Annotated in this window: 18 protein-coding genes; 13 read left to right on the plus strand and 5 right to left on the minus strand. The window is 53.3% G+C overall.

All coding sequences use genetic code 11. The features are described from left to right. Window positions 1-25: 25 nt before the first annotated feature. Both H627_RS0115585 and H627_RS0115590 read right to left on the minus strand, forming a co-directional pair. Window positions 26-1585, minus strand: coding sequence for a hypothetical protein (locus tag H627_RS0115585; protein WP_027829656.1), 1560 nt, complete (start codon window positions 1583-1585; stop codon window positions 26-28). After that, a complete protein-coding gene (locus tag H627_RS0115590) occupies window positions 1582-4509 on the minus strand; it encodes a hypothetical protein (protein ID WP_152319350.1) in 2928 nt (975 codons plus the stop codon). Before H627_RS0115590 ends, H627_RS0115585 begins: the two co-directional genes overlap by 4 nt. 688 nt (window positions 4510-5197) lie before the next feature. Here H627_RS0115590 and metE point away from each other — a divergent pair. The 3 genes from metE to H627_RS0115605 are packed head-to-tail and all read left to right on the plus strand — an operon-like array spanning window position 5198 to window position 8754. Then, window positions 5198-7486, plus strand: coding sequence for a 5-methyltetrahydropteroyltriglutamate--homocysteine S-methyltransferase (gene metE, locus H627_RS0115595; protein ID WP_027829658.1), 2289 nt, complete (start codon window positions 5198-5200; stop codon window positions 7484-7486). After that, window positions 7464-8336 carry a methylenetetrahydrofolate reductase [NAD(P)H] gene (gene metF / locus H627_RS0115600; protein WP_027829659.1) on the plus strand — a complete coding sequence of 291 codons (873 nt, stop codon included), beginning with the start codon at window positions 7464-7466 and terminating at the stop codon, window positions 8334-8336. The genes metE and metF overlap by 23 nt, the downstream gene beginning before the upstream one ends. 55 nt (window positions 8337-8391) lie before the next feature. After that, window positions 8392-8754 carry an iron chaperone gene (locus H627_RS0115605; RefSeq protein ID WP_027829660.1) on the plus strand — a complete coding sequence of 121 codons (363 nt, stop codon included), beginning with the start codon at window positions 8392-8394 and terminating at the stop codon, window positions 8752-8754. A gap of 27 nt (window positions 8755-8781) precedes the next feature. On the opposite strand, the gene H627_RS0115610 is transcribed toward H627_RS0115605, so the two are convergent. Both H627_RS0115610 and H627_RS0115615 read right to left on the minus strand, forming a co-directional pair. Beyond that, window positions 8782-9111 carry a hypothetical protein gene (locus tag H627_RS0115610; RefSeq protein WP_027829661.1) on the minus strand — a complete coding sequence of 110 codons (330 nt, stop codon included), beginning with the start codon at window positions 9109-9111 and terminating at the stop codon, window positions 8782-8784. Between the two features lie 70 nt (window positions 9112-9181). Next, a complete protein-coding gene (locus tag H627_RS0115615) occupies window positions 9182-10639 on the minus strand; it encodes an NCS2 family permease (RefSeq protein ID WP_027829662.1) in 1458 nt (485 codons plus the stop codon). A 224-nt stretch (window positions 10640-10863) separates the two neighbouring features. Here H627_RS0115615 and H627_RS18830 point away from each other — a divergent pair, with 224 nt between their 5' ends. The 8 genes from H627_RS18830 to H627_RS0115655 all read left to right on the plus strand — a co-directional run bounded on the left by H627_RS18830 (window position 10864) and on the right by H627_RS0115655 (window position 16328). Next, on the plus strand, window positions 10864-11340 hold the full coding sequence (locus H627_RS18830; protein ID WP_051225497.1) for a DUF2975 domain-containing protein: 477 nt from the start codon (window positions 10864-10866) through the stop codon (window positions 11338-11340). Window positions 11341-11383: 43 nt separating this feature from the next. Continuing rightward, on the plus strand, window positions 11384-11830 hold the full coding sequence (locus tag H627_RS0115625) for a DUF2975 domain-containing protein (RefSeq protein ID WP_027829663.1): 447 nt from the start codon (window positions 11384-11386) through the stop codon (window positions 11828-11830). Window positions 11831-11843: 13 nt separating this feature from the next. Next, window positions 11844-12047, plus strand: coding sequence for a helix-turn-helix domain-containing protein (locus H627_RS0115630; RefSeq protein ID WP_027829664.1), 204 nt, complete (start codon window positions 11844-11846; stop codon window positions 12045-12047). 63 nt (window positions 12048-12110) lie between these two features. Continuing rightward, entirely contained in the window at window positions 12111-12812 is a 702-nt protein-coding gene (locus H627_RS0115635) for an EAL domain-containing protein (RefSeq protein ID WP_226999181.1), read from the plus strand. A 21-nt stretch (window positions 12813-12833) separates the two neighbouring features. After that, the gene (locus H627_RS0115640) at window positions 12834-14219 is read left to right on the plus strand and encodes an FAD-dependent oxidoreductase (RefSeq protein ID WP_027829666.1); all 1386 of its coding nucleotides are present in this window, start codon (window positions 12834-12836) and stop codon (window positions 14217-14219) included. A gap of 9 nt (window positions 14220-14228) precedes the next feature. Continuing rightward, window positions 14229-15377 carry a GGDEF domain-containing protein gene (locus H627_RS0115645; protein ID WP_035441401.1) on the plus strand — a complete coding sequence of 383 codons (1149 nt, stop codon included), beginning with the start codon at window positions 14229-14231 and terminating at the stop codon, window positions 15375-15377. Between the two features lie 105 nt (window positions 15378-15482). Continuing rightward, on the plus strand, window positions 15483-15632 hold the full coding sequence (gene rpmG / locus H627_RS0115650) for a 50S ribosomal protein L33 (RefSeq protein ID WP_027829668.1): 150 nt from the start codon (window positions 15483-15485) through the stop codon (window positions 15630-15632). Window positions 15633-16043: 411 nt separating this feature from the next. Then, a complete protein-coding gene (locus tag H627_RS0115655; RefSeq protein WP_027829669.1) occupies window positions 16044-16328 on the plus strand; it encodes a hypothetical protein in 285 nt (94 codons plus the stop codon). A gap of 37 nt (window positions 16329-16365) precedes the next feature. Here H627_RS0115655 and H627_RS0115660 read toward each other — a convergent pair whose 3' ends face one another. Next, a complete protein-coding gene (locus tag H627_RS0115660) occupies window positions 16366-17763 on the minus strand; it encodes a 6-phospho-beta-glucosidase (RefSeq protein WP_027829670.1) in 1398 nt (465 codons plus the stop codon). A 118-nt stretch (window positions 17764-17881) separates the two neighbouring features. On the opposite strand from H627_RS0115660, the gene H627_RS0115665 reads away from it, so the two are divergent. Beyond that, window positions 17882-18832, plus strand: coding sequence for a LacI family DNA-binding transcriptional regulator (locus H627_RS0115665; protein ID WP_223850052.1), 951 nt, complete (start codon window positions 17882-17884; stop codon window positions 18830-18832). A gap of 208 nt (window positions 18833-19040) precedes the next feature. After that, window positions 19041-19991 (plus strand): glycosylasparaginase, encoded by a 951-nt coding sequence (locus tag H627_RS0115675; protein WP_027829672.1) that lies wholly within the window; start codon window positions 19041-19043, stop codon window positions 19989-19991. Window positions 19992-20006 lie beyond the last annotated feature (15 nt).

Here is a 20006-nt window from a genome sequence, read left to right on the forward strand (position 1 = left end):
TCTGGGCGCTGTTTTTGACTGTGCACTATTTCAGGGTGCTGCCGCCATCATCAGGAGTCATGGTGTAGGTCACCGTGGCCTGGTACTTGCCGCCGATAAAGCCGCTGGTACCGCCGCCGTCATCTCCTACAGTGAAGATGGTTTGGCCAACATTCTGCCGGAAGCCGGCCGGATACTGACCGCTTGGTCGCTCCAAAATCTTAACCGGTGCCCCGCCAGCGGTCAGCGTCCCACTAGTTGGCGATGTTGGTGGAAACTGCACCATATAATCAAATTGAATGGTCGACCCAGTAATGCTTCTGGTACCCCCAGCGGTATCTGAGAAGCCGCCCAATTGGGCATAAATAGCCCACGGTTCGCGAATCGGCGCATTCGGATTCCCAGGAGTCACTGCTCGATTGTCGAACGCCTCAAAATATTGGTTGTATTCCTGATCTGCAGCTAACTCCTTTTGTGTACCGATTGTGGTACTGCTGACTTGGCCAAAATTCAAATCCGGGACATGCAGCAAACCATACGTATTGTCCCCGCCAGCATTTAAATACACCGCGTTCGAGCTCAACGAAATATCCTGTCCGCTCGCCGTCGTCGCAGTGAACGTATCGCGCAAAACTTGCTGGGCCGGAACGTTTTGCAGGCTGACCGCCGGCACATTCAGTGTATACAACAATTCATAGACGTTGCCCGGTCTAAGGAAATTATCCGAAGATGAACCGGTATCATGATTCACGTTGTACGTGAATGTGTATTGTGTCGGATTGACTGTTTGATCAGGGGTGCAACTGCTGCCCTTGAAGTCAGTCATCTGCCGATTCGTAAACGACTCTACCAGTTGCGTTGGATCGTCGCCGGGAGCGGTATTCATCGTAAAATACGGATGAGCCGGATCATTAGTCTTGGGCATGGCGACGGTCACTTTGAAATTCTTCAGCTGCTCAATCCCCGCCGCGAAAGGAACGGCAAACCGGGTCCGCATCCGGATTTGATCAGTCGGCTGAATTGAACTGCTGATCGTATCGTAGGGCGATGCAAAATTGACAAACTGATTAAATGCGGCATCACTAGTCGATGGCATCTCCTCCGCAAATGACTGATACTGAACCGCCGTGATTTGCGCCGTACTCCCCTCATTGGGATCCGTCACAATGCCTTTGGTGAAATTGATTTGGTTGTAGCTATCGGGCACCACGTTGATGATTTGTTGGGCATCAGTATAACTCGAATACTGCTTGCCCTGATAGGCATACGCAATCTTCGTCCGTACGGTGATGACATGGGAACCAATCGTATTGGCAATCCCAATTGAACCGTCACTAGATTTCGACGGATCAGTGTTGGCCGAAACGTCATTGACCGTGAACGAAAAGCTATGCGGTCCGGGTGCTTCCGCTGAGTTATCTGGCTTCGTCGTCTTCGTCCACGCTCCGGTCGTGCCGGCCTTGAGTGCTTCGTGATCATCCGCAGCAAAGTCGCTGCTGTCACTGGCATGGGCTAACACTTTACCGTTATCGGCTAACGCGGGTGTCCAATCCGCGGTCCAGTTGCCATCGATCGTGATGCCCTTCTTGAGCTCAGCCGCTGTCACGTTATAGACCCGATTGGTGAGGTTAACACGCGGCGTGAAGCCGTTTTGAATGACATAGAGGGTGGCCGGACGCGTATACGCCCCGTCCCCATGATCGCTGAATAATGGACTTGCAGATTCTTGGGAATCGGTGACGTCGTGGTCGGTACCGTCACCGCATTGCCATCGCTATCCGTGACATCAGCGTTCACCCGATTAACGACTTGGGGCTGGTTGTCCACTGGAATGCCGGATACATCTTTGGTATAGATCAGGCTCTGCGTGTTCCGGCCCTCCCTAGTACCCCAGTTATAGGCATCCGTATCAGCACCGCCAATGTTTTCAAAGTTGGAGTAATAATTTACCACTCGGGCAAAGCGAGAGGTGCTCACGGTGTTTTTAGTGATGGCATTCGAATCATAAGCCCCATACGTCATGTCGCTGGATTGCGGCAAATTGGACGACAACAAACCACTGGCTGCCATTTCCAGGGTGACACTGCGGGCGTTATAGCTCTTTGATCCATCCTTGGTCAGCAAAGCACTGCTGTCGCCCGCCGTACAGTTGGGAGAGCCCAGCGGCGTGACACTTTCCCATGGTATTGTACTGCCATAGTTGGGATCGGCCGGATTGGTTACAGCACTCGTCGCTTGAATCTGAGTGTTGTCGGTATTGAGGGCCTTACTCCAATCCCACGGCGATACGTAGGAATTCCAACTGTTCATGCTGACGGCAAAGGCATCAGTGCGGTCAGGATCGGTGTTCACACCAATGGTGCCATCCACGGGTACCGTTTTACCATTGACCGTGGTGGTTTGAATAAAGCCATTATTATCTGTCTTGGCAGCCCCCACAATTTGACCGCCGAGTGTATCGTTCCAATAGAGGCTGGTTTGCCAAGTGCCCATCACCCAGAAGCCGCCCTTGCCGCCCCGAGTGCTTTCTGCTGGTGGTGTTTGATTCCAGGGAATTGCACCAGACTCGGATTTAACGGTCCAGGTATTGTTTTGCTCGGTCGTCTGCAGCACGTTTTGGCGAATTTGACTCACATACTGCGATGTGGGCGGAATTGCTGGGACGGCCCATAAATACTGTTGCAGGACCTTACCCGCGGCATTCAAATGTGATGGATCTTCCGTGTAGTAGTCAGGTCGAATCAAAGCCCGATCCATCGGCGTATCATGGGGTGATACAGCGGGCGTCGCTGTCGTCTTGGTCTGCGGATCAACCAGCTTATCGCTGCCGACAATATCCATGGACAAGTTATAGGTGTGATTCTTCTGTGCTGACGGCATCAGCATTCCCTTCGTCAACGTCTTGGCGGGCGAATGGTCATCTAAGTTGCCATTGTATTTGTCCATGTCGATGAAGAAGTTGACGTAACAGGATCCGGCAAAACCGTCTTTCGCAATATAGCCGACTGCAGCTTGATTTGCCATTTGGGCGAATCGCCCTGGCAAATCACTAGAGTAGTTGTTGCCGTTGGCCATCGTAAACAGCGCTGACAGAAGCGAATACGTATATGGATAACCAACACTATACCCTTTAGTAGGACTCGTACCTGCTCCAGATGAAGGTGCATTAGGATTCCACAACCATTCGGTTTGGACGGCATTCGAATCAAGCACACTATTAATTTGGTAACTCGGATCCATTAATGGGTTGGTACGGACCCAACTGCCATCAGCATTTTTTTGAACTTTTGCCCAAGAGCTCTGAGCACTGGCATACGGATTGCCATTGGGATCACCGCTAACGGTGGGATAACCGGCATCAGCATAATTATGACCTGCCATGGAACCAGTATAGGTACTGACATTGTTCTGGAAATCCCGCAGATCCTGTTGAATAAAGTTTTTGACCAGTGCTAAATTAACCGTCGTGTTCTCAACATTCCCGCTGCTGTCTTTCGTTAGACCGGGAATATTCTTGGCAACTGGCACTTTGGTTAAATAGGCTTGCATATCCGTTGCGGAGAATCCAGCCGCGATTCGCGGTACCGCATCGGCATTATCTTGCACTTTGCCGTTGGCATTAGTACGCGTATTGGCGACAACGGCTGGATTGGCCCCCCGGCTTGTACCAAAAGGCAATACCCCCCGGGTCAGGTTGGGCGACACGGTCATCCCGGCCAATGATGTCGTCGTTGGATTGTCATTAGCAAGGGGAATCCCTTTAACTTTCAAATAGAAAACATTCGGGTGATTAGGATCAAGATAAACTGTATGGTCGAATTGCATCGGCACATAAATTCTGGTGACCCGGTCCGTTGACATCTTGGGGACGTCAATGGCCATCCGGAAGTAAGCACGATCCCAAACAATCGCTTTGGCGATGGCGGCAGCATTAACGCCCTTTTCCATCTTGAAGCGGACCATAACGCCATAATTGCCATCATAAATATTGTTCATTGCATTACCATAGGCAGTGTCAACCATGATATGGACATTAACCACCCCTGTAGCTTGCAAAAAGTGGCCCTGATAGGCTTCTTCTTTTTGAGTCTTGCCATTGGCATCGGTATAGCTGTGCAAATTTGGGACCCACACCGCCTTACCGTTATTTCCAGCCTTTTCTGTTTCCATATCCGTTGTGGAATCGGCTAAACTTTGCGGAACAGCAAAACGCCGATACGCCACCTTAAAAGCAGAATATACCTTCCGGTTAGTATTGGCTTGATCGTGAAAATAATCACCATTCGCGTTGCCGGAAGAATCTCGGGACACATTAGGATTGTATGGTGTGTATGATCGTAACGGGTATACCGACAACGGTGATTGCATCTGATAATTTGAAAAATCATATTTTGCATCCGCAATGCCAGAAGTGACCGTCGTATCGGTGTCGCCTGTCACGAGATTTTTATTCATCCCTGTAGCCAGTGATGAGATATTGTTGGCCGTTTTGCTGGTATTGGTCGGATCCGTTTGATCCGGTAAATCCATTAATTCGGCATGGACGGGTCGACCAGGACAAACCAGTAACAATAATAATACCGTGAAACCAAACAAACTCGAAAAACAACGCCTGGTGCCCCTCCGGCGTTTGCTAAAATGCGTAATCATAAGTATTTCCCCCCAAATAGCAACCATCCAATAAAGCTGTCTACCTATCCTTAACAAGTTCAGGATAACATTTTATCCATCTGGACAACACCCGCGCCCAGAGAAAAGTATTCACCTATTCGAATTAACTGAACAATTTTCTCAATTCTGTCTAGTCAATGAGCAGAGTCTCCGTTTCCCACTTCTGCAAAATTTGAGCTCAGCCGCTTGACATCCCCCACATTTCTGGGTATGCTACGGTCAATTATTAAATCAAAAGCGATGAAGATGAGTAGCTGGTACTACCGTTCTCCAGAGAGTGGCCATTCGGTGCGAGGTCATAACGGCAAGTCAGTGAACATGGTCTTGGTTACGCAGGGTTGGCGAGCATTAGCAAGCCGATCATGGGGACGCCCATTACAGCGTTCAGGTCTCGCCCTCTGGGCCGGACTGAGTGAGGCAAGCGGGCGCGAGCTCCTTGCGAACCAAGGTGGTACCACGGGAATCCGTCCTTGATCTGTTGCAATATTTTGCAGCGGATCGGGGACGGATTTTTTTATTTTCATCACACCCATTGGAGGGACTCTATATGACCACAACGATTATCGGCTATCCACGCATTGGTGAAAAACGGGAATTAAAGTTTGCAACGCAGAAGTATTGGAAGCACCAGATCACCGCAGACGAATTGCACACCGCCGGCCGGGAGCTGCGCCAGCACCACTGGCAAACCGTCCAAGCCGCTGGTATCGATCAGGTACCCACGGGAGATTTTTCCTTCTTCGATACAACCCTGGATACCGCCTTTCTGCTGAACCTGGTGCCCCAGCGTTTCAAGGCGTTGGATCTGAATCCGTTAGACGAATACTTTGCGCTGGCCCGGGGCTATCAGGGGGACGCCGGGGACGAAAAGGCGTTGAGCATGAAGAAGTGGTTCAACACCAACTACCACTATATCGTGCCCGAATTCGACCGGGATACCGAGATCCAAGTGGTCGGCACCAAACTGTTTGACGAGTTCGCCGAAGCTAAAAAGTTAGGCATCAATGCGCGGCCGTCCCTGATCGGCCCCTATACCCTGCTGCGGCTGAGCCGCTTTTTAGACGGCTTGACCCCCGATGACTTTCTGCCTTCCTTGGCGGCTGCCTACGCGCGCATTATTACGAAGCTGCGGGCGCTGGGCGCGGATTGGATCCAACTGGATGAACCCGCCTTGGTCTATGACCAGACGGCCAAGGACCTGGACCGCTTCACCCAGCTGTACGATACCATTCTGGCCGCCAAGGGCGACGGGCATATCCTGCTCCAGACTTACTTCGGCGACGTGCGGGATTCTTACAAGCTGATCACCACCCTGCCCTTCGACGGGTTGGGGCTGGATTTCATTGAAGGGCCGAAGAATAAAGACATTGTGTTAGAAAATGGCCTGCCCGATTCGCTGACCTTGTTTGCCGGCGTCATCAACGGGAAGAATATCTGGCGCACTAATTATCAAAAGGCCTTGGCCCTGCTGGCTGAACTGCATCAGCCGACCACTCGGCTGGTGCTGTCCACCTCCTCTTCTTTGCTCCACGTGCCCTACACCGTCCGGCATGAGCACCATATTCCCGACGACGAGAAAAAATACTTAGCCTTCGCTGAGGAGAAACTGGCTGAGCTGGTGGATCTGGACCACATTCGCCAAAATGGGACTGACACCCTGGCCTACCAGGAAAATGCGGCGCTGTTCGCCGCCCCGCGCTACGTGGAAAACAAAACGCTGAACGCTCAGATCGCGGCCTTGCAGCCGGCAGATTATCAGCGGACCCCGGACCGGGCGACCCGGTTGGCCATTCAGGCCAAGGAATTGAAGCTGCCCCTGCTGCCCACCACGACCATCGGCTCCTTCCCGCAAACGGCGGCGGTGCGCCGCAACCGGGCGAAGCTGCGCCGGGGCGAGATCGATGAAGCCGCATACAATGCCTTCAATGAAGAAGAAACTAAGCGCTGGCTGAAGTTCCAAGAAGACATCGGCTTGGACGTTTTGGTCCACGGCGAATTCGAACGCAACGACATGGTGGAATACTTTGGCGAACAGCTTGAGGGGTTCCGCTTCACGGACAATGGCTGGGTCCAATCCTATGGCACCCGGGGCGTCAAGCCGCCGATCATCTGGGGCGATGTCGCCCGGACCCACCCGATTACCGTCGCTACCACCGTCTTTGCCCAAAGCCAGACCAGCAAGCTGGTCAAGGGCATGCTCACCGGGCCGGTGACCATCCTCAACTGGTCCTTCCCCCGGGACGACGTGTCCAATAAATTATCCACGGAGCAGATTGCCCTGGCCCTGCAAGGTGAAGTCCTGGATCTGGAAAAACACGGGATCAAGATCATCCAAATCGATGAGCCGGCCCTGCGGGAGAATCTGCCGCTGCGCCAAAGCGACTGGTATCGCCAGTATCTGGATTGGGCCGTGCCGGCCTTCCGGCTGGTGGCCAGCAAGGTCCAGCCGACGACCCAGATCCACACCCATATGTGCTACTCGGAGTTCGGTGATATCATTCAGGCCATCGATGACTTGGACGCCGACGTGATCTCCTTTGAAGCCTCCCGGGCAGACTTCACCCTGCTGGACATTCTCAAACAGGTTCACTTCCAGACCCACGTTGGTCCCGGCGTCTATGACATCCATTCCCCGCGGATCCCATCCGAGGAAGAAATCGTTGACATCATTCACCACATCCTGGCCAAGCTGCCCGCCGACAATGTCTGGATCAACCCGGATTGCGGTTTGAAAACCCGGGAAGAACCCGAAGCCAAACAGGCGCTGATCAACATGGTCGCCGCCGCCAAGCAAGTGCGAGGTGAACTGGAACATGCAAATCAACCAACTCTTTAAGGATCGGCCGGTCATTTCCTTTGAAGTGTTCCCGCCCCGCAAAAATGCCACGGCGGCATCGCTGCGAAAAATGGACGAAACCTTGGCAGTGCTCAGCGACTTGCACCCCGATTATGTCTCAGTGACCTTCGGCGCCAATGGCGCGCTCCAGGCCACCGGTACTCTGGCCACGGCGAGTTATATCAAAGACACCTACGGGATTGAAACGGTCGCCCACTTGCCGGCCAGCCAATTATCCGCCGACCAGATCCACGGCCTGCTGAATGAGCTGCAGGCCCACGGCATTGAAAACATCCTCGCGCTGCGCGGCGATATTCCCGCCGGCGGCCGGTTGAGCAACGACTTCCCCCACGCCTGCGATCTGATCCGCTACATCCACCAGTGCGGCGACTTCAACGTGATCGGCGCCTGTTACCCCGAAGGCCACCCGGAATCGCCGGATCTCGCCACCGATATCCATTATTTGAAAGACAAAGTGGATGCCGGCGCCAGTCACTTGATCAGTCAGCTCTTCTTCGACAACCAGGTCTTCTACGATTTCATTGCCCAGGCCCGGGCAGCTGGGATCACAGTACCGATCCAGGCCGGCATCATGCCCGTCATCAATGCCCACCAGATCGAACGGATGGCGACGATGAGCGGCGTCGCCCTGCCGGAGAAGTTCACTCGGATGATGGCCCGCTTCCAAGATAACCCGGTGGCCATGCGGGAAGCCGGCATTGCCTATGCCGTAGACCAAATTATTGATCTGCTGGTCCATGGCGTGGACGGCGTCCATCTCTACACGATGGATAACGCCGATGTCGCCCAAAGAATCTTCGCGGCCGCTGAACAAGTCATCCACGCTTAACTTTTAACCCCCATTTCGCGTTATACTAGACCTATAGCGATTAAGGGGGGATTCCATGCCAGAGAAACCAGAAGTCAAAGACATCCAGGATTATCTCAACCAAGCCAGCGTTGACGCGCGGCCATTGCTCACGGCGTTAGACCACTTCATCAATGAAGAATGGCCCGGCGCTGAACCGACGATCAAGTACGGCCAGCCTTTCTACTTATTGAATGGCCAGCGGCTGAGCATCGCGGCGTATCAAAAACACGTCTCGGTGTCATCCAATCAAGACGTGCCGCAAAAGCTCGCTGCTGAGTTTACCAAGGGCGGGTACGACGTCGGGGCGAAACGCGTGAACATCGCATTTCACCAGGATATCCCAGAAGAACTGCTGCACCAATGGTTGCAGCATATCATTCAATCTGTTGAGGCATAATAAAAAGGAGACCGATCTGGTCTCCTTTTAATATGCCTTCTTCTGAATCGAAATCACCCGATCGTGGTCCAAAACGATGGTCACCTGCCCAACTTTGGGATAGCGCCAATGCATGGTCTGGCGGTGCTTACCAGGGGTGAGCACCTGACTATTGGGTTCGCCTAACTGGTGAATGATCGTAGAGCGGGTCGCCCGCCGCGGCAAGCGTTTGACCCGTCGGCACACCTGGGCATACGCCGCGGCCGCCGACCCGTCCGCGTTGGTTACTCGGGCGTAGGCTAAGGTACAAACTAAAATACCGATGATCAAAGCGCCGGTGATTTTGAGCCAGCGCTTTTTTTGAAATAAAAAGGCCATGGTCGCCACTCCTTTCATCACCAGTGTAATAAAAGGAGAAGGCCCATGGCCTAACATTTCTGCAAGGTCCTTAAAGAATTGCTAAAACGACGAAATTCAGAATGAAGAGAATCGTGACGATCCAAAGAATCGGATGGACCTCTTTAGCCTTGCCGGTGATCAGCTTGATCAAGCAGTAGGCAATAAAGGCGGCGGCGATCCCGTACGAAATGTTGTAGCACAGCCCCATAAAGATGGAAGCCATGAACGCCGGGATGGCAGCAGTCAGATCTGTCCAATCAATATTGGCGAAGGAACCAAGCATCTGAATCCCAACCAGAATCAGTGCCGGGGCAATGGCCTGAGTGGGTACCACGGAAATAATCGGTGCAAAGACGGCACTGATGATGAAGAGCACGGCCACCGTCGCACTGGTCAACCCTGTCCGGCCGCCAGCCCCGATGCCAGCACTGGATTCAACATAGGTTGTGGTGTTGGACGTGCCGAAAATGGCCCCAAATCCAGTGGCTACGGAATCCGCGAAAAGAGCCTTATCCATTTTCGAAGAAAAGCCTTTGCCATTCTTCATGTCGGACATATCCTCATCGGAAAAGATCCCCGTCCGCCGGCCGGTCCCAATGAAGGTGCCCAGTGAATCGAAGGTATCTGAGAAACTAAAGGCAAAAATCGTCATGAGCACCAGCGGCAGCCGGGACCAGGAACTGAACAAGGACTGCATCCCAGGGTTGCCGAAACAGGCCCCAAACGTTATTTTGAGTTGACCGAAGGCACTGGCCAAGGAATTCGTGCCCAAGTTGTGCAGGTCGGTCACTCCCATGGGAATCCCGATGATTGTGGTGATAATAATCGTTAAAATAATGGCGCCAGGAACCTTTTTCACCATCAGGATAATCGCGATCGTCAGCCCAATCAGCGCCAGCAGCGCGCCGGGCTGAGTGAAGTTGACCAGAGCCGGGACAATCCCGCCATTAGACACAACCGACGTGATCCCGCCTTTAAAATGGGTCGTCCCAGCAGAAAAGGCCTTGCCGTTGATCGATGCAATACTGCCGGCATCGCTGGTGAATTGCAGAATATTGGCATTTTTCAAACCAATATAGGCCACAAATACCCCGATCCCAGCGCCCATCGCATGCTGCAGTGCCTCTGGAATAGCAGTAATAATCATTTTCCGAATCTTAGTGACCGTGATCGTGATATTGACTAGGCCGCAAATGAAAACCAATGCCAGGGCTTCCTGCCACTTAAAACCCAAAGCAAAACAAACGGTATACGTAAAGAATGCATTCAGCCCCATGCCCGGCGCCAGGGCGTAAGGCACATTGGCAAACAATCCCATAAAGGCTGTCCCGATAGCTGAAGCAACGATGGTCGCCAGGAAAACCGCCTGGCTGGGCATCCCCGTTTGGGACAGAACAGACGGATTCACGAACAAAATATAAGACATAGCGAAGAATGTCGTGACTCCGGCCAAGATTTCCCGACTGCGGGTGGTGTGATTCTCTTGGAGTTGGAAATAAGTATCCAAAATCAGTTCCTCTTTTCCCGATTAATAGGCCCATTATACCGATGGCCGAGGGGTAATTCAAGATGATTTTAGAACATAAATGGATTATTTTGATATATTGTTCGTCTTTTTAGAATAGAAGCGGCTATCAATTCACGAACATTATCGATTTTCATGTAATATTTATCGTTTATCAATAAACATTGCGGTACAATGGCTTTAAGAGATTAAGGAGGCTGATCATTTTGAAATTACGTTCTTGGTTCTTGCAGTTCTGTTTGGCCGTTGCCTGTGTACTGGCGGTTATTTTTTGCCTGATCGTCTTTCCGCGCATGACGGGGAAGTTGATGGACATCTACCGCCACCCAGTGGCGTCTTGGTTCTTCGCGGCGGGCTGGTACGGGGCGGCTTTGGGCTTTTTCGTCGGCGCCGATCAGGCTTCCCGCTTGCTGGTCGCGGCCAATCGGCACCAGGCCTTCACCCCGCGGGTCGTTCAGCTGCTGCGCCGTTTTAAGTGGGCGATGGCCGGGGCTGCAGCCAGTCTTTGCCTGATCCTGCCGCAATTTTTCGTCGCCGCCGATCAGGAAGATGCACCAGGTCTATTTGTTATTGGTTGCGGCATTGTCGCCGTGCCATTTGTCGTCGCGGTATTTCTGGCGGTCCTGCAACGCTTGTGGCAAACGGCTCTCACTTATAAGGAAGAAAACGACTTAACAGTTTAAGGAAGGTGTCCCAAATGAAGTTGCGTTCCTGGTTCTTACAAGCGTGCTGGTTGGTGCTGGCGCATTTGCCATCATGTGCTGTGTCTTTATCTTTCCGCGGGTCCCGGAACATTTCGTCTACCAATACCATAACTTACCGGTGGCGGTTATTTTCACAGTTGGCCTTTATGGTGCCGCCGCAGCGTTCTTTGCGGCTGCTTGCTACTCGTCCCGCCTGCTCAGCGCATTGACGCATCGGCAAGCCTTCACCATCCGGGCGTTACAGTTGCTCAGCCGGGCAAAATGGGGCGTTGTCGCAATGACTGGGAGTTTGTTCCTGTTTTTCCCGCAAATCGTGGTCATTCTTATTCAAGGAGAAGATCCCGGCTCCGCCATCGTGTTTACCGGCATGGTGGTAATTGCTGCGGTGGTCGCCGTTTTTTTAACCATTCTCCAACGCCTCTGGGAAACAGCGTTGCAAATTAAAGATGCTAACGACGCGATTATTTAGAAAGGCGGATTCCATGCATATTCAAGTCAATCTCGACCTGCTGCTGGTCAAACGGCACATGACGCTCACCGAACTCGCCGATCAAGTCGGCATCACCATCGCCAATCTGTCGGTGCTCAAAACGGGCAAAGCCCGGGCCATTCGTTTTTCTACCTTGGCCAAGCTCTGTGCGGCTCTGGAGTGTCAGCCCGGCGACATCTTGCAGTTTGTTCAATAATTATTTATATTAGGGAGAGCGAATGTCGCACTCCCTTTTTTATTCGCTAGAAAGCAGGTCGCTATGGATACGCACGAAGGCATCTACCGTTATTTCATCCAACCGCAGCTGGACATGATCAACAACTCGTTGATCGGCTACGAATTACTGATGAAACAATACACCCTCGCCGGGTGGCGGCCGCCTAAAAGCTTCGCGGCCGTACCCGCCGAAATCATCGCCAGTGTCCTCATTGCTACCACGCGCAAACTTGCCTTGAAGATTGGCTCCGTCTCCGTTAATCTGAATCGGACGCAAATGCTGAATCCGCAAATCAATGAGGCCTTGATTCAGGCCCAGAGTTATCTGCGGCCAGTACGGTTAAATGTGGAACTGACAGAAGAACCCACCGATCAGGGCATCACGATCACGCAATTGATGCCAATGATCAAGCAATACGACGAACGGGGCATGGAAATCAGCCTAGACGATGTGGGCACCGGCCAGAATCAGCTGGCGGATGTGCAGCCTTTGCTGCCCTACGCTAGCGAAATGAAGTTTGCCCTGCAAAATTTCACCACGGGGTTGGCTGACCCTAATCTGGTGAAGCAGCTGGTCTACTGGCGGGACATCGCGGCCGCCCACAGGCTGCGCTTTATTGTGGAAGGCACCGAAACGGCGGAAGATGATGCCCTCCTTGACACCCTGCACATCGACTTCCGCCAGGGGTATTATTATGGTAAGCCCCATTTACTGAAGATCCACCCGACCGATCCCGGGCAATAGGATCCTGATTGGAGAAAATCAATGAAAGTCATTATCGTTGGCTGCACCCACGCCGGTGTCGCCGCTGTGCGCCAAATTTTTCAAGAATATCCCGATACCGAAGTGACGATTTACGAGCGGGACAATAATGTCTCGTTTCTTTCCTGCGGCATTCCCCTGTATCTCAGCGGCCAGGTAAAACGCTTGGAAGACATGTTCTATGCCACCCCGGCGGACTTGGCTGCTCTTGGGGCGAAAGTCTGCATTCGCCATGACGTGGTGAAGATCGATACAGCAAAAAAAGATTTAACGATTGAAAACTTAGAGACCCATGAAATATTCCACGATACATACGATAAATTGATCATGACTACTGGTTCTTACGTGGTCGTACCGCCGCTGATGGGCATTGACCATGAGCGGGTTTTGCTGTGCAAAGATTATTGGCAGGCCCAGGCGATCCACGACACCGCCGCGCAGCACCGGCGGATCGCCGTCGTGGGCGGCGGCTATGTCGGGGTTGAACTAACCGAGGCTTACGCCCAAACGGACCACGACGTGACCTTGATTCAGGGCCATGATCAGATTCTCAATAATTATATTGACCAAGAAATTTCCGGGGAAATAACGGACTTGTTGACGGACCACGGTGTCCAGATTCACCTCAATGAGCGGGTCCAGGCTTTCAGAGCGGATGAAAAGACTGGCGGCCTCCTAATTGACACCGGCGACCACGCGTACGCCGCGGATCTCGCTATCGTTTGCACTGGCTTCATGGCCAATACTGACCTGCTTCGGGGTCAGGTTACCATGGACCGCCATGGGGCGATCATTACGAATGATTACCAGCAGACTTCCGATCCGGATATTTACGCCGCGGGGGATGCCTGCACGGTCCGGTTCAATCCCACCGGGAAACCGGCCTATATCCCGCTGGCGACTAATGCCGTGCGGCAAGGGATGATCGCTGCTCGTAATCTGTACGGCCATAAGCAAAAGTTTCTCGGTACCCAAGGCTCCACCGCCATGATGCTCTTCGGCAATACTCTGGCGACCACCGGGATCACGCTGACCAATGCCCGCAAGTCCGGGATCGACGCGGCCGGTGTTTTGTACCACGCCAACTATCGGCCGGATTTCATGCACCCGAACACGCCGGTAACGATCAAACTGGTTTACGACCGGCAAGATCGGCGGGTCCTCGGCGCCCAATTGTGGAGTCTCCACGAAGTGACCCAGTCTGCCAACGCCGTCTCGATTGCGATCCAAAACCGCAATACGATTGATGATCTGGCGTATGTCGACATGCTGTTTCAACCGCACTTTGACCAGCCGTTCAACTATTTGAACCAAGCGGCGCAGATGGCGGTGGCCCAAGAAACGGCGGCCACCGCTCGCCACCATGCGCCTGCGGCCAGGAAGGACTGACCCAATGTGATGATCAATGCGTGGTTCCAGCAGCCGCTGATCACTGATATTTTTGTGATGCTTGGCGTGGTCCTGCTGAACCAGCTGCTGCTCCGGGGAATTATGAATTTTACAATCAACGCTGGGCAAAAGATCGATTATTCAGTGGGTATTTTAAATGTGGTCAGCGTCGGCTATTTTGCCGTGCTGGCCATCTATTTCCAATACCTCGGTTACGATCTGCAATCCGACGTTGCCCTGGTCAACTTTCGCATTTTGATCTTAATCTACACCATGATCTACCTCGGCCGACGGGGCAGCGCTGTCGTTGTGCTGGCAGATTGTGCCAGTCGTGCCGCTTTTTACGGGTTGACCCTGAATACGTATGAAAGCTGGACCACTGAAGTAACCGTCTGGCTGATCATGGCGCTGATCGCCACGATTGCTAAACGGATCCATTTGCATCTGCTCACCCTCGTGATGGTCATCAACTGTGTCGGCGGCGGCTTTTGGCTGCTGGCCTATTTTCTTCAGTTGCGCCGCGTCGCACCCCTCAGCGGTGAAGCGGCCTTGGGCCATTTTGTCAGTTTCATTATTCTCAACGGCTTGCTGGCCTATGTCTTGCGCGCCTTGGATAATGAAAATAACCACCTCAGCGCGATCACCTACGAAGCCACCTATGATCCGCTGACCCGGCTGCAAAATTACGGCATGTTCGACAAGCATTACGAGGAATTGTTCAAGCGGTATCACCTGCGCAACGCCCCGCTGTCGATGGTTGCCATTGATATTGACTGGTTCAAGTCGCTGAATGATCAATACGGCCACCTTGCCGGCAATCAAGTATTAGCAACGATTGGCCGCTTGCTGGACAAGGAAACGGCGGTCTACCCCGCCGCCACTTGCTACCGGGTGGGCGGTGAAGAGTTCAATATTCTGCTGCCCGGGGTGGCGTTGATTGATGCTGGAAACTTCGCTCGGCATTTGCAGGAAGAGATTGCCGCGACGGTGATCCGCGTCGACGATCAGCCGCTGGCCATTACCGTGTCAGTGGGTGTTGCCCAGCTGTCGCTGGCGGACGCGACGGCCAGTGATTTCTATGAACGGACGGACCGGATGCTGTACCAGTCTAAGGGTAAGGGGCGAAATCAGATCACGGTGGATACCGGCGAGCAGTGAGAAATCCCCAAAACGAGCTCTTAACCGGCGGCCTGCGCTCTCTATTGACATTTCTCGCTATTCCGGTATCATTGGTAAGTAAAACTATGCATAGAGGTGACTGACATGCGGAACTGGATCATGCTCGAGAACAAAGAAACCGGCGAAAAGATTTATCTGACTTCGAAGAACAAGCGTAACACGCCTGATCGTCTGAAGTTGACGAAGTACTCTCCGAAGCTGCGCAAGCGCGTTGTCTTCACAGAGGCTAAGTAATTGGCACAGCAAATACCGCTCCTGAACGGCTGAGATATGGCGTTAGAGAGCGGTGTTTTTTGTACTATGTGCAGTTCAAAACACTGCAATCTATTGCACCCATATGCTACAATAATATGCAAAAGGGTGACGCGCGCGAACACGTCACCCAATGACGCCGCAAGAAGCGGTGACACTCAGTTTAGCATAAAAAGCCGCCGTGAATGTCGATCAGGAGCGGCTTTTTGTATGCCGTTTTTGCCTTTGGCGTCGGTGCCGTTGCCGGACCTGCTGCCAATTGATGGTGGCGAGTTCGAGCTCTCGCAGCGCATTAACCGCTGTCGTTAACGACTTGATGACGATTAGTCAGAATTGGTATCGTCCATTCCCGACGGTTAGGGTATAATGCGACAGGAAAGGAAGTTTGCCGTCATGATGTATGCTTACCTAATGGGTTTGATGCTAGCCGCCGTACTGGTCATCAATTTCCAACTCTCAAAAGAAAACAAGCGCATGAAAGCCATGTTCCACTTTGACGATAAGGAACTGGTTGAAGAAGCAAAGAAATTGCTGCCGACGAACCATCCGACCGCGGTCGTGCTGGCCTTACGGGAGAATCATTTTCCGCTGGGCATGGTGGAAGCGAAAGGTGCGGTCAATGAAGCTACGAAGCAGTTGAATACTGAAATTTCGGCGGAAAATAACTCTAAGCACTGACAAAAACGGACGCCCGCGCGTCCGTTTTTGTCACTCTTTATACTGTTGCCGGTTCCTTATCTAATTCGGCGGCAATCGGGTCTTTCACGGTTACGCCCGCTGCCGTGAGTTTCGCGATGGTATCCGCAAATTGCGGCAAGTGATCCTGATGGGCAATCAGTAATTCATCCAGGATGCGCTTCGCCGTATGCCCGCTGCGGATCACCGGATTCATGGTGAAGGCCTGCAGGGCTAAGCCGTAATTACCGGTGACGCCGGCTTCGCAGATAACCAATTCCATATTTTTCATCAGCTGCAGCCAGCCGCGTTCCGCCGGCGGCAGGGCCCCGAAGGCCATGGGGATAGCTCCGGCCGCGCCGATTTGGGCGGATACTTCGACGACGTGGTCCTCTGGCAAGTCGGGAATCGCGCCATGATTGACAGTAGACACGACCATGTGGGTTTTCTTATTGGCGTATAGCGACGCAATGGCTTCACAGGCGGCGTCGGAATAATGCGCCCCGCCCCGTTCGGCTAACTGGGGCGGCTTCACGGCCAGGTTCGGGTCCTTGTAAAGTTCAAACAGCTCATGTTCCAGCCGCTTAACCTGCTGAGCCCGGGTGCCGACGCCTTCGTATTCTTCCAGCGCATGCGCCAACATTTCTTCTTCTCGATAGTAATACCGATGATAGCCGCAGGGTATCATCTGCATGTCGTCCAGCTGGGCGCGATAGAACGGCACGTCGAAGATGTTTTTGGGCAGACCGGCGTCATCGCTGTACATTTTGTCCACGATATCCATGGTGACGTTTTTACCGGTTTCGTCCCATACTTTATGCCAGTGGAAGTGATCGATACCGGCAAACTTGTAGGTCAGCTGATCCAGGGTCTTGCCAATCAAGGGCGGTTCCGAAAGCATCGCGCCCACCGGCACGTTGCACAGGCCAATCACTTTGTCCCACTTGCCGTAAGTGGCAATGGCCTCGGTGATCATACCGCTGGGGTTCGTGAAATTGACCAGCCAAGCGTCGGGGCAGAGTTCTTTCATATCTGCCACGATATCCAAAATGACCGGGATCGTCCGAAAGGCCTTGAAGATGCCGCCGGCCCCATTGGTTTCTTGCCCCAGCATACCGTAGCTGGCGGGAATGCGCTCATCCTTGATGCGGGCATTGAGTAAACCCACCCGGAATTGGGTGGATACGAAATCAGCGTCCTTCAGGGCTTGACGCCGGTCCAGGGTGAGATGGATTTGCCAGTCGAGACCGGCTGTTTTGACCATCCGTTGGGCCATGGCGCCAACGATGCGCAGCTTTTCTTCACCGGCAGGAATATCTACCAGCCAGATTTCTTTAATCGGTAATTCGTTTTGGCGTTTGATGAATCCTTCAATCAGTTCGGGGGTGTAGCTGGACCCACCGCCGATGGTGACGAGTTTCAAGGCTTGACGGGACATAGGGAGGATCTCCTTTCGTATTGAACACATCGACATTTTCTTTGCTCACTGTTACTCTAAAGTATGGGAATGTTCCCAGGTCAAGGAGGTTTTTGAAATAACTGCGACTATTTTTGATATTGCCCGGCTCGCCCAGACATCGAAGTCCACAGTATCCCGGGTGATCAGCGGTAAAGGCTATGTGAGCCAAGAAAAGCGCCAGGCCATTCTTGCCGCCATCGATACGCTCCACTATGTGCCCAGCCAGGCCGCGCGCAATATGCGCCGCCAGCAGACCCACATCATCGGTTTTTTGATCAGCGACTATTTCCAACTCGCCGGCGAGTTTCTTACGGCCTTCGGGAAGGCCGCCGATGCGCAGGGCTACCACGTGAATGTCTATTTCACGCAAACCGCCGAGCGGGAACTGACGGTACTTAACGGCCTGATGGATCACAGTCTGGATGCGGCGTTCCTGCTCACTCGGCTGAATCATTGGGACCGGCTCACCCCGTATACCCAATTCGGCCCGCTGGCCACGTGGCAGCGGGTCGATTCACCGGTCATCTATTCGTCTTATGTGGACCATTATCCGCTGTATATGCAATTGCTGCGGCGGCTGGCCGCCCAGGGTTACCGGCGCATCGGCAGTGTCTTCACCGGCACCCGCCACGCCAACACCCAGGCCAAGTTGCAAGCCTTGAAGGACTTCCAAGCTGAAGACCCCGCCGTGGACACGAGTTGGATTCAGTATCATGAAGGCCAGCACGGCGCGGGCAGCCAAGCGGCCGATGTTTGGCTGACTACGCCGCAAAGGCCGGATGCGGTGATTTGTTTTTCGGATTACGTGGCGGCGGCGTTTATTGCCCATCTCCGGGAGGCTGCCATCCGCGTGCCCCAGGATGTGGCGGTGGTCGGCATGGATAACAGCGAGATCAGCCGCTTGATGGGCATCACGACGGTGGACCTGCATATTGAAGCCCAGGCGGAGAACGATTTTGCCTATCTGTACAACCAGCTCAATGAGCCGCAGCAGCCCATGAAGCCAGTCGTGCCGAAAATTATTGAACGGCAAACCACAAATTATTGAAAGCGCGTGCATTTTACTCAAGTAAGCGCTATACTATCTATGTTCAACTTTTGGGGAAAAGGAAGCAGCGGGATATGCGCACCTGTGCATATCCCGCTTTTTATGCCGTTTTTCACAATATAACGCCCGTTATCCTTGTGGCTTATCCCACAAAAGCGGTTTCCTATGCCATAATTGTTCATATATCCATTGAAGGGAGCAGGAAGAAATGACAATTGCAATGATTGGTACGTGGCGCATGGCGGAGACCGGGATCACCCCGGCGATGGCCGAATTGCGTGCTGGGGGCAGCGCAGGAGACGCTCTGGTAACCGCGATTAAAGCGGTGGAGGATTATCCGTATTACCAATCCGTCGGCTACGGCGGCTTGCCCAATGCAGCCGGTGTGGTGGAAACTGACGCGGCCTACATGGACGGCGATACCTTCCGCCTAGGGGCCATCGCCGGTGCCCGGGACATCGCCAACCCCATCGCGGTGGCGCAAGCGCTGAGCCAGGAAGCGGCTAACAACCTGTTGGTGGGTACCGGAGCCACCGAGTACGCCAGTACCCATGGTTTTCAGTTAAAAAATATGCTGACGGAACGCGCTGGTCAGAAATGGGAACAGAAGCGCCAGGAATTAGCCAGTAAGAACCTGAATCCCTATGACGGGCACGATACCGTAGGCATGGTCGCGCTGGACGCTCAGGGCCGAATGACCGTGGGTACATCCACCTCTGGGCTGTTCATGAAGCGCACCGGCCGCGTGGGCGATTCTCCGCTGCCTGGGGCCGGCTACTACGTCGACAGTACAATTGGCGGGGCCGCGGCCACGGGCATGGGGGAAGACTTGATGAAAGCCAGCCTCAGCTACGAGACCGTTCGCCTGATGGGCACCGGGCTTAGTGCCAGTGAAGCCCTGCGTCAAGCCGTATATCCGTTCATTGATCGGCTAACCAAAATTGGCCAGCATCCCCGGGAATTTTCCTACGTTGCTTTGCGTCAGGACGGCGACTGGGGCATTGCGACGAATGTGGAATTCACTTTCGCCGTGGCTCAGGATGATGGCGCGACGCAAATCTATATTGCCCAGCCCAACGGCGACCAGCCGGATATTCGACCGGTCACGGCCGAGTGGCTGGCGGCAGACAAAGCCCGCCGGCAAGCACCATTAGCTTAGGAAAGGAGCGAAAAA

The organism is Schleiferilactobacillus harbinensis DSM 16991 (genome assembly GCF_000425885.1).
Lineage (GTDB): Bacteria > Bacillota > Bacilli > Lactobacillales > Lactobacillaceae > Schleiferilactobacillus > Schleiferilactobacillus harbinensis.